Genomic DNA, 12,919 nt, shown 5'->3' on the forward strand with positions numbered 1-12,919 from the left:
GCAAACCTGGCGTAAAAATCCTATTTTCTAATTTTCGTGGTTTGTGTCATAATGTAGGAGATTGCGAGCCGAGCCTGGGGAGACGTAGAGCTGTGCTGACTTTACTGCGCGAGACGCTAGGGCGCTTCTCTCGCGATATGGGGATCGACCTGGGAACCGCCAACACACTGGTGCATGTGCGGGGGAAAGGCATCCTCTTGCGTGAGCCCTCTGTGGTGGCCATCGCCACCGATACCGGAAAACCTATCGCCGTCGGCGAAGAGGCCAAACGGATGTTAGGTCGAACGCCGAGCAGCATTACCGCTATTCGCCCACTGCGCGACGGAGTGATCTCCGATTTCGAGCAGACCGAGGCGATGATCCGCTATTTCATTCAAAAGGTCTATCGTCGAAACGCCCTTTTACCGCCGCGGGTGGTCATTGGGGTTCCCTCTGGCGTCACCGAGGTCGAAGAGCGTGCGGTCATCGAGGCCACGAGAAAAGCAGGGGCGCGTGAAGCCTATACCATCGAGGAACCGATGGCTGCCGCCATCGGCGCTGGCCTGCCCGTCTCTGAGGCCACCGGTTCGATGATTGTGGACATCGGCGGCGGCACCACCGAAGTGGCTGTCATCTCTCTTGGCGATATCGTGGTGAGTCGCTCGGTGCGCGTGGCCGGTGATGAGATAGATGAGGCCATCGTCAACTATGTGCGGCGCACCTATAACCTCTCCATCGGAGACCGCATGGCCGAAGAGGTGAAGATCGCCATCGGCTCCGCCTATCCATCCGGCCCCGATAAACAGTACGAAGTGCGTGGTCGAGACCTGCTCTCCGGACTGCCGCGCAGCGCCCTGCTAACAAGTTGCGAAATCCGTGAGGCCATTCAAGAGCCGGTTCACACCATCGTCGAAGCCGTAAAAATGACGCTGGAAAGCACCCCACCAGAGCTCGCTGCCGATATCTATGAGCAGGGCATTACTCTTGCCGGAGGCGGTGCCCTTCTGGAAGGGCTGGATAAACTGCTGACTCGTGAAACCTGTATGCCCGTCCATGTCACTCCAGACCCGCTCTGCTGTGTGGTGTTGGGCGCTGGCCGCTTTCTGGAAGAGCTGGATGCTAACCCCGCCATGCGTCGCGCCCTCCGTGGTGGACGCTAGTCCCAGCCGGCACTCTTAGGGGTTACCACCATGCTGCCGCCGGAACGCCCACACGGACACCTCCGTTATAAGGCGCTGCTGCTGCTTCTACTGCTCGGTACCCTAGCCGGCGCATGGCATAATCGCCTTGTTGCCCATGGACGTCCCGACCCAGTTACCACCTGGACTCGCACCGCTCTGGCCTACCCGGCCAGCACGTTAAACCGGTTTTCGCGATGGTGTGGTCGCAATTTCGGCTGGGTTCTTCGGGGTAGCGCCCTCGAACGCGAAAATCGCCGTTTGCGTGCCGAAGTGGAGCGTCTGAAGGCCGAAAACGCGAGCCTTCAAGAGGCCGCAGCCGAAAATGTGCAGCTGCGACAAGACCTCGGCTTCGTACGCACGCTCCCTAAACCTCCCCTCGCTGCCTGGGTGATCGCCCTACGTCCCGATCCGAATTTTAATACCATCGTTATCTCGCGCGGAAGCAACGACGGGGTACATGTGCATAGCGTTGTTGTCACTCGCGACGGTCTCGTAGGCCAAGTCAGCGAAGTGACCCCCAACACCGCAACCGTTGTGCTCCTCACTGATCGCAATGGCATGGTGGGCGCGCGCGTACAGCGGGCTTCCTCGCGAGCCGTCGGCCTCTGCCGTGGCGACTATTCGCCCCTCATTCCCCTCATAGACCTGGCCGGCGATGCCGATATTTGCCCCGGCGATAAAATTGTAACTGCCGGCTACGGCGTTTTTCCTCCAGGCATTCCCATCGGCACCGTGGTGAGCGTACAAGTCGATCAAGGCCATACCAGCAAACAAGCCCTTGTGAAACCTGCTGTAGACTTCAATCGGCTCGAAGAGGTCTACGTGCTGCGATGAGCTTCGGCAAACGCCTCCTGTTGTTCATCGTCCTCCCGCTTATGGCGGCCATCTTTCAGTTTGCATGGGCAGGCCGCATCGCTATTGAGGACGCCACTCCCCAACTCGCCGCTTCTGCTCACCACGTTGGGGCCACCTTTTGCACCGCAAACGAGGGGCCGTGTTAGGGTTTATTTAACGGCTTTCTGTTTGCCTCTATCTCTCCTCTCATCGGCGGAGGGCTCGGGGGCCTTATCATGGGCAGCACGTTGGTTGGCTTTGGCATCGGATGGCTAGGCGAGCGAGTCTTTCGCGGCAGCACCTTTCTAGCCCCCTTCTTCGCCGCTGCCGGCACCTTGGTAGCCGCGCTGATCTATCTGGTGGCCGCTCCGCCGCCGATTCTCCTCCATTGGCTTTTGGTTACCGGCAAAACCACCCTCTACAACATGGTTCTCGCCATCCCGCTCTACCCCCTCCTACGTTGGCTCCTCGGCGCCCACCAAAATACGCACGCCATTGCCTAACGGGAGTAGGAGATAGAAAGTAGGGAATAGCAGTAAAAACCATTCCCTATTCGCAAAAACCGATGCTCAAACTAGGCCGCCCGCCAAAACTCACCATGTGGATAACGATAGGTGGGCAACTCCTCGCCCGGGGCCAGCTTCACCTGATTCCATGGGGCCGGTGGGTGGTAGACATAGGGAACCTCGTCGGCAGGAATGTAGTCCGCACGGCGACGACGCTCTAAGCACGCCAACAGCACCCTCTGCTTGTGAAGAATATATTCGGGTGTATGCGGCCCCAACTCCGCCTCTACATGAGCCGTTCGAAACTCATAGTACACGACACGGCGCAGCTTTTCCGATGCGTTCTCCGGTGAACCGTGAATCACCAAGATATTGTGCAAAAGCACGTCTCCAGGCGACATGAGGGCGGGAACAGCCCCCGAGGCCTCAAAATCGGCACGGGTGTGGTCTTTTGCATGCGCTTGTAACCACGCTTTGGCCTGTTCCTGGCTCCAAAGATGACTCCCTGGAATCACCCAAACACAGGTATCGTGGTCGGCCGGATCGAGATAAAAATCTACATTAAAGATGGGGGTATCCCCTACATGTTCGGTGCCCGCATCTCGATGCCATGGTATCACAATGCCTTCTCCTGGCAGCTTAAGCACCATCGAATCCCACGTGGGAATGAGATCGGGCCCCATCAGCTTCTCCACCGTGTTCAGAATGAACGGATGACCAAGCAACACCTTCATCTCGTCCTTCTTGTCAATCACATACTCGATCCGTTGCAACACCGGTTGACCGGTTTTATGTCCACGCCCATACATGAAATCGGGGTGGTTGCGAACGGTTTCACTTCCATAGCGCGTAAGGTCGTCCATCGCCGCTTGAACCCGAGCGAGCTCTGTGGGCGCAAGGACATTACGCAAAATGAGATAGCCGTTTTCGTGAAAGAAGCGAGCTTCCTCATCCGAGATCACCGTGCGTGCCATTTCGGCCTCCTCTCACAAAGGAATATAAATGGCAGTATGCGCTGCCGTTCTTACATTATACTGCGATTTCCGAGAGAAGCCTGCTGAAAGACAGTGGACTAGCAGGTGCTATTTGTACGCGGGTGCTTCCTGATCAAGCAGTGCACAGCCATTGGTAAAGTCGGGATAGTTTTCCGACCAACCGTTCATCCGACAGATAGCATCGGGCTTTAGGTGTTTTGCATGCAGATCGGCAAACAGCCAATTGCAAGCACCATTATAGCTTTGGAACGGGCCTTGGGAATCGCTATCGGGGCCGCGAAGCGGGATGAACCAATCGCCGAGATCGGGGAAGCTCCAGCGCGTTTCCAGAAGCAAAACAAGGCTAGAAGCATCGCTGATCTCAGCTTCATAGCGCGGTCGGGCCATTGGCTGGCCATACCAACATGGCGGCACCCCCTCATTAAAGAAGCTTCTGTTGTAGCCATAAGAGATGGCAAGCCACTGCGCCTTCGGATAGAGCAGGTTTGTCTCATCTCCTGGCACACTCGCATATCCGTTGGTGCTCCATGCGTCGCCGTTCGATGGGCAGCGGAACACATCGAGGTTCTTCACATAGGGCAAAACCTCACGTTTCCAAGTTGATACTGCTGCCCTCCAGACAGGTACGTCCCCTTGCCCAGCGAGTTTGGGGTGTAAACGAGTATCTCAGTAGGTTGTTACTATCCGATAGCTAATTCTGCCTGATTTCAAGCGATCAGGCACTCTCTCATGAACGCCCAGAACGGTGCTTACTGAGGGCTTCCCCAAAAGACTTTTGTGCTTCTTGCCCGAAAGAGCAGGAGGGGTCTAGGAGCAGTAAAGCCCCTAGACCTAATAACACCAAATTCAAATATCCAGTTCGCATCTTAAGCCCTGCCTATCTCTCGATCACAAGCCACAGATTTGCGTATAGTTTGTCGTTGAGCTTACCGGTGGACCGGCGCAATTGGTGCCAGTAGGCCAGATCTCAACGATACTACACTTTGTTGTGTAAAAGTTGCTGCAGTAGGCATTCGGAACACCTCCAGGTTCGCACTGAAAATGGGGCCAGTATGTTAGCTTTTCAAAAGCTTCGAGCCCCCAGTTGAGTGCACGCACGCAGTTTTTTGGAGTCCCGTTACACATAGTCTTCGTGCACACCATGCCGGTACAGAGGTATTCCGACAAAGATTCCATTGCTTTCATACCTCTACACATAAGTTGACAGCAGGGACATGCGAAATGCAATACCCTTTTTAGGGACAATATTCCGCACATCGTTGGCAAATTTTATAGCGACGAACTTATCTCCCCTCGTACATGCCCGACGGGATTTGTTAGTGTCGAGTCGCTCTGCAACAGGTCGTCCCGCTAGAAACCTGCTGGCAACAGGCGCTCTGCCCCTCTGCTACCGGATGACCACCATCGAGGCTCCAACGGATGCAGGATGCCGATTTGCCAAAAAGCGGCAGGGAACGGTAAAATAGCATCGCATTATGCCATACGCGTACCTCTATCGGAAGAAAGAAGGCGAAGGCCGCTGATTTCGGCATTCGCCGTTTTGTGCTGCGTAACCCAATAACCATGAGCCTTAAAGAGCTTCTATCGCTAGCCGATCAACTTACAGGCCTCGATACGCTGGTCAGTGCCCTGCGCGACTCGCCATCGCCCACCATCGCGCAAATAGAAGGCCTGGCTGGCACCGCCAAGGGCTTCTTGCTGGCACACCTTACTACCGCTCTCCAACGGCCTATCCTCCTTATAACCTACCAGCAAGAACAAGCCCAACGGCTTGCCGATGACCTTCTTCATTTCGGCCTTCCCAGTGAAAGCGTGGCCGTTTTACCGGCCTCGCCAAGCCTCTTTACCCCCGACGATGTGGTTGACCACCATCTTATCGGAGAACGCCTGAGCGCCCTAAAGCTCCTAGGGCAAAACCGGCCATGCGTGGTTATCGGTGTTATCGAGGCTATACTGCGCCGAACCATCCCACCCGCCTACCTTCAACAGGAAAGCCTTCGCCTAGAGGCCGAAACTGAGGTAGACCTCGACACCATCCTACACCGACTTGTGAAGCTCGGCTATCTCCCTACCCTCACCGTTACCCAACCCGGAGAGTTTAGCCGCCGGGGCGGCATCCTCGACATCTATCCCTCCACCGCTGAGGCGCCAATACGAATCGAGCTCTTCGGCGATACCATCGATTCGATCCGCGCTTTCGATGTAACCACACAGCGCTCCATCCGCCGAGAGGCCTGGGCAGAGATCGCCCCCGCCCGTGAGGCCGTCCTCGAACCGCAGCGGATCGTCGAAGCCCTTCATCGCATAAAAACGAGGCTTGAAACCCGCCGCGCCGAACTGCTCGCGCAAAAAACACGAGAGGCTACCAAAGCTGCCGAGCGTCTTACCGAACTGGTGGAGGCCGATCTAGTCGCCCTCGAACAAGGTACTGGATTTAACAGCTTGGAGCGCTACATTACCTATATCGTCCCAGAAACTATCTGCGCTCTCGACCATCTGCCACCCGATGGAATGGTCGTGCTCGATGAACCACACCAGGTGCAAGAGCACTGGCTGCGGCATGATGCCGATCTGCGCTCCGCTCGCGAACGCCACTATGAACGTGGAGAGCTTCTCGACCTGGAACCTCCCATCCTGCCCCTAGAGGAAGGATACGCGCGACTTCAACAGCATCGCCTCCTGCTGCTGACCCTGCTTGCACGCCATGTCGAGCCGTTTACTCCCCTCTGCTTTCTTCAGGTGCATTCGGCCGCCATGGAAAGCTACCGCGGCCGGCTCTCCCTGCTTGCAGATGAGATAGGCACCTGGCTGACAAATGAATGTCGTGTGGTCATCGCCTCCGACCAACCGCAGCGCGTGCGCGAGATATGCGCCGAACTGCATCTGCCAGTGCAACCCAAAGAACAGACTCCGCACAACCCCGGCCTCTATGTGCAGGAGGGACGCCTTCGCGCCGGCTTCAAATTCACCGATCTTAAGCTCTATGTGCTGACCGATGCGGAGCTGTTCGGCGCCGCTCGACCCGTTCGCTCCCATCGCAAGGTGGCCGGGGGTGTGGCCATCAGCTCCCTGCTCGATCTGCGCGAAAACGACTACGTGGTTCACATCCATCACGGCATCGGCATCTATCGGGGCCTCGTCCGTCGCCAAATTGATGGCACCGAACGCGATTTCCTCTTCATCGAATATGCCGGCGGAGATAAGCTCTATGTGCCCGCCGATCAGATTGACCGCATCCAGCGCTATATAGGAGCCGATGGGGCTCCCCCTCAGATCAACCGCATTGGCGGAGGCGACTGGCAGCGCACCAAGCGCAAAGTGCGCGAACAGGCTAAGCAGATGGCGGCAGAGCTGCTGCGCCTCTATGCTGCCCGCGAGGCCGCCACACGCCCTCCCTTCGGCCCCGACACCCCGTGGCAGATCGAAATGGAGGAAGCCTTCCCCTACGAAGAGACCCCTGGGCAACTACAGGCCATTCAAGAGGTAAAAGCCGACCTCGAACGCGAACGCCCCATGGATCGCCTCATCTGCGGCGATGTGGGCTTCGGTAAAACCGAGGTTGCCATCCGTGCCGCCTTTAAAGTGGTATCTGCCGGTAAACAGGTGGCTATTCTCTGCCCTACCACCGTGCTTGCCGCTCAGCACCACGCCACCTTCTCGGAACGCCTCGCCGCCTACCCCATCACCATCGAACTGCTCTCGCGCTTCCGTACTCGCGCTGAGCAGCGCAAAACGGTGGAAGGCCTGCGAACGGGCAGCGTGGATATCGTCGTGGCCACCCATCGTCTCCTCAGCAAAGACGTGGAGTTCAAAGACCTCGGACTGCTTATCATAGACGAAGAGCAGCGATTCGGGGTAGCCCAGAAAGAGCGCCTCAAAAAACTCCGCACCTCGGTGGATGTGCTGACCCTTACGGCCACCCCCATCCCGCGCACCCTCTCGATGGCCCTCTCCGGACTGCGCGACATGAGCCTCATCGAAGACCCACCCGAAGGACGTATGCCCGTTATTACCTATGTGCGTGAGTATGATGATGAGCTAGTTCGTGATGCCATTCTGCGAGAGTTGGAGCGCGATGGGCAGGTCTACTTTGTCCATAACCGCGTCGAATCGATCTACCATGTGGCGCAGCACCTGAAAAAGCTCATCCCCGATATGCGCATCGAGGTGGGGCATGGGCAGATGTCGGAAGAGGAGCTTGAACAGGTTATGTTTGATTTTTACCATCATAAGGCGGATGTGCTGCTGTGTACCACCATCATTGAAAACGGCCTCGATATCCCCAACTGCAACACCATCCTTATTGATAATGCTGACCACATGGGGCTCGCACAGCTCTATCAGTTGCGCGGTCGCGTAGGACGCTCCAACCGTCAAGCCTATGCCTATCTGCTCTACCGCCCCAACAAGGTGTTGCGCGAGGATGCCGAGCAGCGGCTTGCGGCCATTCGTGAGTTTTGCGCTCTGGGCAGCGGCTACAAAGTCGCCCTGCGCGATCTGGAAATTCGCGGGGCAGGGAATCTCTTGGGGGCCGAGCAGAGCGGTGCCATGCTGAGTGTGGGGTTCGACCTCTATTGCCAACTTCTTTCCCAAGCCGTGCAGGAGCTGCGCGGCGAAGAGCCCATAGAGGACATGCTTCCCGCCGTCGATCTGCCCGTCACCGCCTACATCCCCGAAAGCTATATCCCCGGCGAGGCGGAACGTATCTACTTCTACAAGCACCTCAGCGGCGCCCGCACCCTCAAAGCATCGAAAACCTTCAGGCCGAACTAGAAGATCGATTTGGCGATCCACCGCGGCCCGTCTGGGAGGCGCTGGCCATCCTGCGTATCCGCCTTCGCTGTAAAGAGATCGGCATCGCAAGCATTAAAGGGGATCGAAGCGGCCTCACCATTCGATTCGCCCCGCATGTTCGCCTCACCCCCGAAGCCATTCGGTTGCTGAACCACGCCTTTAAAGGCCATCGTTTCACGTCGGAAGGGGTTATCCTGCCTCTTACCAGCCATAAAGTGCGCGAGCAGGTGGAAGAGATGATCGAGGTTCTGGATAAAGCGCTGGCTTACGGCAAAAAGCCCGAAATGGCCTCCTTGCCCACCCAGAGATAGGTCGCCCATAACACCAACGTTTTCTTGGCCCCTAAAAGCACTGAACGGGGTATGATCTGTTTCAAAATATCAAGGAGAGAGCGATCGCCCCTATGGAAGCACATGGCTCCCTACCCCTATCGGCCGAAAGCCGTCGTCTCTTAGCGGCCGTTCGAGCGCTGCAATCACCAGGCCAGCCCCTCACGCTGGCTCATTGGCTGCTGGTACTTCTCGGCCAACATCGCGGCTTGGTAGAACAGATGGCCAAAGACATTCATCCCGAGATGCTCCTTCCCTTGCTTCAACGTCGTCTGCAGCAAGGCCAACGCGAGCCGCAGCTTCCGGAAGAGGAGGTGATTGCCGAGGCGGGGCGCATTGCACAAGCAGGAAACAGAGCCCAAATCGAAGTGCGCGATCTCTGCGCAGTCATCCTTACCCGCGCAGGCTATGCTTTGGAAGAGCCGGTTCCTCTGCTGAAAAACACCCCTGAAGAGCAGCCCTTCTGTCCCCTCCTGGACCGCTATGGAAGAGATTTAACGCGCGCCGCTCGCGAAGGTCGCCTCTCTGCCGTCGTGGGGCGTGAAGAGGAGATACAGATGGTTATAGAGACCCTCTGCCGTCGCACCAAACGCAACCCAGCTCTCATCGGGCCAGCAGGTGTTGGGAAAACGGCCATCGTGGAGGGCTTAGCCCAATATATCGCGCGCGGCGACGTGCCACCCCTTCTCCAAAACGCCCATCTTTGGGCCATCGAACCGGCCTCCCTCCTCGCAGGCACCCATGTGCACGGCGAGTTTGAGGAGCGCGTGCAAGCCCTCCTCGCCGAAGCCCGTCGCACCGGCGTGCTGCTTTTTATTGATGAGATGCATACCATTATGCGCGCCGCCGGAGGAGGCAGCGACCTCGCCAACCTCCTAAAACCGGCACTGGCCAGTGGTGAGATCGCCTGTATCGCCGCTACCACCGACGATGAATACCGCCGCTTCATCGAAGCCGACCCCGCCCTCGAACGGCGTTTCCAACCCATCCGCATTCAAGAGCCAACGCTCGCCCAAACAAGTGCCATCCTAAAAGCCCTCCGCGACGAGCTTCAGCGGCTGCGCGGCGTCAGCGTTAGCGATGGAGTGCTCCAGCAGATCTTAGAGGTGGCCCATACCTGCCTCCGCAACCGCTGCTTTCCCGATAAAGGCGTGGACCTGCTGGAACAGTGCGTCGCCCATGCCCTGGCAAAAGGGCAAACCGAGGTCCGCGAAAGCGACGTAGCCGAGATAACCCGCCGTATGACGGGCGTGTTGCTGACGCCCGCCGAACGCATTGCACGCCTGAAACAGGTTTTGCAGGAACGCTCTTTGATGCTACCTAGCGATGCCGAAGCGCTTGTGCATCGTCTCAGTGTCAGCCTGCGCGGCCTCGACACCCACCCCGAACGCCCCAATGCGACCCTCTTGCTCATAGGAGAGATGAGCTACCTGGCGCGCCCGCTGGCAGAGGCCATCGCCGAAGCCGTCTACGGCGATGCCGCCCGCCTCGTAGATATTGACCTTGCTGGTATGCGTGAGGCGCACGACATCTCCCAGTTCATCGGCTCGCCCCCAGGCTACGTGGGCTACGAAAGCCGTCTGCCCATCCATCAAATCGCCCAGCTTGGAAGCTGCGTGTTCCTCTGCCGCAACATCGAATCCTGCCACAAAAGCCTTCGTAGCCTGCTAGCTCAAGCCATCGCCACCGGCCTTCTCACCGACTCGTGCGGCAAACGCATCTTCCTTAGCGATACCATTACGCTGCTCTCCGCCGATATAAACCCGGAACAGATTCGTAAGATGGGATTGGTCGGAGGTCATACGAAACCGACACCAGACCCGCGAGAGCTGGCCGAAACGGTGCTTGAACCCGATCTCGTGGAGCAGATGGATGAGGTGTGTCTAAGGGCGCCCTCGCCCGCACAATGCGAAGCCCTCCTTGCCACTCCCTGCCTGCAAACGCTTATCCAACGCTATCACGCGCAGGGCATCGAGTTGAACTGGGACGCCACGGCGCTGGAGTGGCTGCTGCAACGCCAGCAACATGCCGCGCACCCGCGCGACTGGGAGCGTGAAATAGACGAGCAGTTAGGCGCGATTCTAGAGCCCTACCTACCCGATGTGCCCGGCGAAATGACTCCCCTCACCGTCACTATCTTCCAATACGACAACACCCTCCGGGCGCGCATCGCGTAGAGACAAAAAAGCCGTTGGTTTAACCCAATAGAAGTTGCCCGTCATCCCACCAGGCCGGTTTCACTTCGGAAACCAACAGCAGATCGGGGAAGAGACGCTCCAGTTGCGCATGAAACACTCCCACGTCGCCCGTGGTGAAAAGCTGATGGCGCGGCACGTCAGGCGTCTTAAGAGAAGACAACTTTTCGCCAACCATCTCCGCGGTGGGTTCGGCCGGATCTACATACACAAACTGCGGGCTGAGGCGCCTTAAGAGAGGAAGCAGAAAAGGATAGTGCGTACAACCCAATATCACCGTATCTACATCGCGAGATTCCAATTCATGCAAGTAGCGACAAGCGGCCTCCCGTGCCGCCTCGCTCCCCTCCGCACCGGCCTCCACAAGGGGAACAAAGGCGGGACAAGCGACCTCGTACACCTCCACATCGGGCGCGACTCGGCCTAGCGTCTGGCGGTAGGCACCGCTCTGAACCGTCCCTTCTGTGGCAAGCACCCCAATACGGCCGTTCCGCGTACGCTTTACGGCCGCTCGCACCCCCGGCTCAACCATCCCCAAAACGGGCACATGAGGGTATTTTGCCTGAACGACCGGCAAAGCGACGGCCGAAGAGATGTTGCACGCCATCACCACACCCACACACTCGCTAACGCCATCTCTTTTGGCTAACAGCGCCTCGCTGATGCCGCAGGCAAACGCGCGCACCTCCTCTAAGGGACGCCCACCATAAGGCACATGCGCCTGATCCGCAACATACCAGATCGGCATACGCGGGGCCACCTTGCGAAGGGCATGTACCACCGTCAACCCTCCAACACCCGAATCGAACACGCCGAGGAACGGAACGCTCACGGGGCAACCTCGTTGCGCTCTGAGGTTTTCTGGCTGTCTGGCTGAGAGGGCAGATCCGCAACGGGAAAAGGCGTTGTCCAGTCCGTCATTTGACTTTGAAAAGGTTTCCCCTCCACCGTAACGGCCATCATCCTTACGCCCGGAATACCCTGTAAGGCGCGACGAAGCGCCTTTTGGGCCTCCGATTCGGTTGTGTCGCCCATATTGGCCAGCTGATTAAAGGCGCTGTTAAAATCCAAATAGGCCACGCCATCCTTTACCCGCGCCCCCAACAGTTTCGTGCCCCGCGGCAACACCGGGTAGGACGTCGTTGCCTGCTCCTTCAATAAGCGGTTGATCGCATCCGTAACAGGGGTTTCACTAACCGTGCTTGGTGGCTGGGTAACCGGCGGCGACGTCACAGGCGCGGGCGGTACGGTGTTGGTAGGCCCAGAAGGGCTCGTAGACGACGGTTTGTTGCATCCCGTGAGCCACACGGACAACAAAACGGTTGTAAACCCATAAAGCAAAAAGCGATTTCTATCTATGCTCTTCATAGTGAACTATCTCGGCCAATGTCGGCTCGCAGCGTACGCGAGGCGGGTTCGCTTCCCCGTCTCTTAAACCGCAGGCAGTATACTGTGCGCTCCGCCTTATTGTCAATCGGACGCCCTTTTGGGTACACGCACAACCTCATCTCTACACGAAACGGTGTCCCCTCCACAAAGGGAGACGAAGAGCGGGGAGGCAAGCCCGCTCGCCGTTCTCAAACCAAGTCCAGCGGTATACCTTGAAACCCAAAATAACGTAAACAGGAATACAAAAGAAGGGAAATAGGTGCCCAAAGAGGAATAAACGGATTTAAGGAAGGGAAACAGAGAAAACGCTATGAACCCGTCGAGCACGCCTACGGTGCTGATCGTCAATCCCGATCTGCTCTCCTCATCTCGACTAGAATCCGCACTGAAAAGCTTGGGTTGGTCGGTCATCACCGCCCGCACCCAAGATGAGGCCTTGGCGCGTCTGCATCATCTAACGCCTACGTTGGTTCTGATCAACTTTAATATTGAGGGACTGCAGCCTCTGGTCATCACCGAACGCGCCAAAAGCCTTCATCCCTCTATCAAAGTGCTTGGCTTCGTCTCTCATACCCGTCTTAGCGAGATGCGCCCGAAAGCGCAGATCGCCGGCTGCGATAAGCTCGTGGCCAACTCAGCACTGCAAGAGCGCCTACCGCAGATCCTCGCGGGCCTCTTTCCAAAGCGAGCCGCCCTAAAAAACGCTAAATAGAGCCT

Annotated in this window: 13 protein-coding genes; 8 read left to right on the plus strand and 5 right to left on the minus strand. The window is 57.6% G+C overall.

Features of this window, described 5'->3' with window-relative positions; translation table 11 throughout:
* Window positions 1-92: 92 nt before the first annotated feature.
* The 4 genes from CCALI_RS07250 (at window position 93) to CCALI_RS07260 (ending at window position 2,497) form a co-directional block, all read left to right on the plus strand.
* Window positions 93-1,139, plus strand: coding sequence for a rod shape-determining protein (locus CCALI_RS07250; protein WP_016482822.1), 1,047 nt, complete (start codon window positions 93-95; stop codon window positions 1,137-1,139).
* Window positions 1,140-1,169: 30 nt separating this feature from the next.
* Complete coding sequence (mreC, locus tag CCALI_RS07255; protein WP_016482823.1) at window positions 1,170-1,994, plus strand: rod shape-determining protein MreC; 825 nt, start codon at window positions 1,170-1,172, stop codon at window positions 1,992-1,994.
* Window positions 1,991-2,161: a hypothetical protein gene (locus CCALI_RS16060; protein ID WP_016482824.1), complete on the plus strand. Its 171-nt coding sequence runs from the start codon at window positions 1,991-1,993 to the stop codon at window positions 2,159-2,161. The genes mreC and CCALI_RS16060 overlap by 4 nt, the downstream gene beginning before the upstream one ends.
* 69 nt (window positions 2,162-2,230) lie before the next feature.
* Window positions 2,231-2,497, plus strand: coding sequence for a hypothetical protein (locus CCALI_RS07260; RefSeq protein ID WP_016482825.1), 267 nt, complete (start codon window positions 2,231-2,233; stop codon window positions 2,495-2,497).
* A 71-nt stretch (window positions 2,498-2,568) separates the two neighbouring features.
* On the opposite strand, the gene CCALI_RS07265 is transcribed toward CCALI_RS07260, so the two are convergent.
* The 3 genes from CCALI_RS07265 to CCALI_RS16065 all read right to left on the minus strand — a co-directional run bounded on the left by CCALI_RS07265 (window position 2,569) and on the right by CCALI_RS16065 (window position 5,027).
* The gene (locus tag CCALI_RS07265) at window positions 2,569-3,474 is read right to left on the minus strand and encodes a phytanoyl-CoA dioxygenase family protein (protein WP_016482826.1); all 906 of its coding nucleotides are present in this window, start codon (window positions 3,472-3,474) and stop codon (window positions 2,569-2,571) included.
* Between the two features lie 108 nt (window positions 3,475-3,582).
* Window positions 3,583-4,077, minus strand: a complete 495-nt coding sequence (locus tag CCALI_RS07270) for a hypothetical protein (protein WP_044948987.1) — start codon at window positions 4,075-4,077, stop codon at window positions 3,583-3,585.
* 734 nt (window positions 4,078-4,811) lie between these two features.
* Window positions 4,812-5,027, minus strand: coding sequence for a hypothetical protein (locus CCALI_RS16065; protein WP_155850503.1), 216 nt, complete (start codon window positions 5,025-5,027; stop codon window positions 4,812-4,814).
* A 10-nt stretch (window positions 5,028-5,037) separates the two neighbouring features.
* On the opposite strand from CCALI_RS16065, the gene mfd reads away from it, so the two are divergent.
* The 3 genes from mfd (at window position 5,038) to CCALI_RS15105 (ending at window position 10,795) form a co-directional block, all read left to right on the plus strand.
* Window positions 5,038-8,268, plus strand: a complete 3,231-nt coding sequence (gene mfd, locus CCALI_RS07275) for a transcription-repair coupling factor (RefSeq protein WP_052572356.1) — start codon at window positions 5,038-5,040, stop codon at window positions 8,266-8,268.
* A complete protein-coding gene (locus CCALI_RS16930; RefSeq protein WP_425481271.1) occupies window positions 8,244-8,600 on the plus strand; it encodes a TRCF domain-containing protein in 357 nt (118 codons plus the stop codon). The genes mfd and CCALI_RS16930 overlap by 25 nt, the downstream gene beginning before the upstream one ends.
* Window positions 8,601-8,692: 92 nt before the next feature.
* Window positions 8,693-10,795: an AAA family ATPase gene (locus CCALI_RS15105; RefSeq protein WP_016482831.1), complete on the plus strand. Its 2,103-nt coding sequence runs from the start codon at window positions 8,693-8,695 to the stop codon at window positions 10,793-10,795.
* A 19-nt stretch (window positions 10,796-10,814) separates the two neighbouring features.
* Here CCALI_RS15105 and murI read toward each other — a convergent pair whose 3' ends face one another.
* Window positions 10,815-11,645, minus strand: a complete 831-nt coding sequence (gene murI / locus CCALI_RS07285) for a glutamate racemase (RefSeq protein WP_016482832.1) — start codon at window positions 11,643-11,645, stop codon at window positions 10,815-10,817.
* Entirely contained in the window at window positions 11,642-12,181 is a 540-nt protein-coding gene (locus CCALI_RS15730) for a GerMN domain-containing protein (protein ID WP_016482833.1), read from the minus strand. The genes murI and CCALI_RS15730 overlap by 4 nt, the downstream gene beginning before the upstream one ends.
* 331 nt (window positions 12,182-12,512) lie before the next feature.
* Between CCALI_RS15730 and CCALI_RS07295 the strand changes: the two genes are divergently transcribed.
* A complete protein-coding gene (locus CCALI_RS07295; RefSeq protein ID WP_016482834.1) occupies window positions 12,513-12,914 on the plus strand; it encodes a response regulator in 402 nt (133 codons plus the stop codon).
* Window positions 12,915-12,919 lie beyond the last annotated feature (5 nt).

The sequence above is a fragment of the Chthonomonas calidirosea T49 genome, from assembly GCF_000427095.1.
Lineage (GTDB): Bacteria > Armatimonadota > Chthonomonadetes > Chthonomonadales > Chthonomonadaceae > Chthonomonas > Chthonomonas calidirosea.

Bases quoted from the DNA above. Each gene is read 5' to 3' on its own strand.
- mreC (WP_016482823.1), top strand. From the start codon at position 1,170: ATGCTGCCGCCGGAACGCCCACACGGACACCTCCGTTATAAGGCGCTG.
- CCALI_RS16060 (WP_016482824.1), top strand. From the start codon at position 1,991: ATGAGCTTCGGCAAACGCCTCCTGTTGTTCATCGTCCTCCCGCTTATG.
- CCALI_RS07260 (WP_016482825.1), top strand. From the start codon at position 2,231: ATGGGCAGCACGTTGGTTGGCTTTGGCATCGGATGGCTAGGCGAGCGA.
- CCALI_RS07265 (WP_016482826.1), bottom strand. From the start codon at position 3,474: ATGGCACGCACGGTGATCTCGGATGAGGAAGCTCGCTTCTTTCACGAA.
- CCALI_RS16065 (WP_155850503.1), bottom strand. From the start codon at position 5,027: ATGCCGAAATCAGCGGCCTTCGCCTTCTTTCTTCCGATAGAGGTACGC.
- CCALI_RS15105 (WP_016482831.1), top strand. From the start codon at position 8,693: ATGGAAGCACATGGCTCCCTACCCCTATCGGCCGAAAGCCGTCGTCTC.
- CCALI_RS15730 (WP_016482833.1), bottom strand. From the start codon at position 12,181: ATGAAGAGCATAGATAGAAATCGCTTTTTGCTTTATGGGTTTACAACC.
- CCALI_RS07295 (WP_016482834.1), top strand. From the start codon at position 12,513: ATGAACCCGTCGAGCACGCCTACGGTGCTGATCGTCAATCCCGATCTG.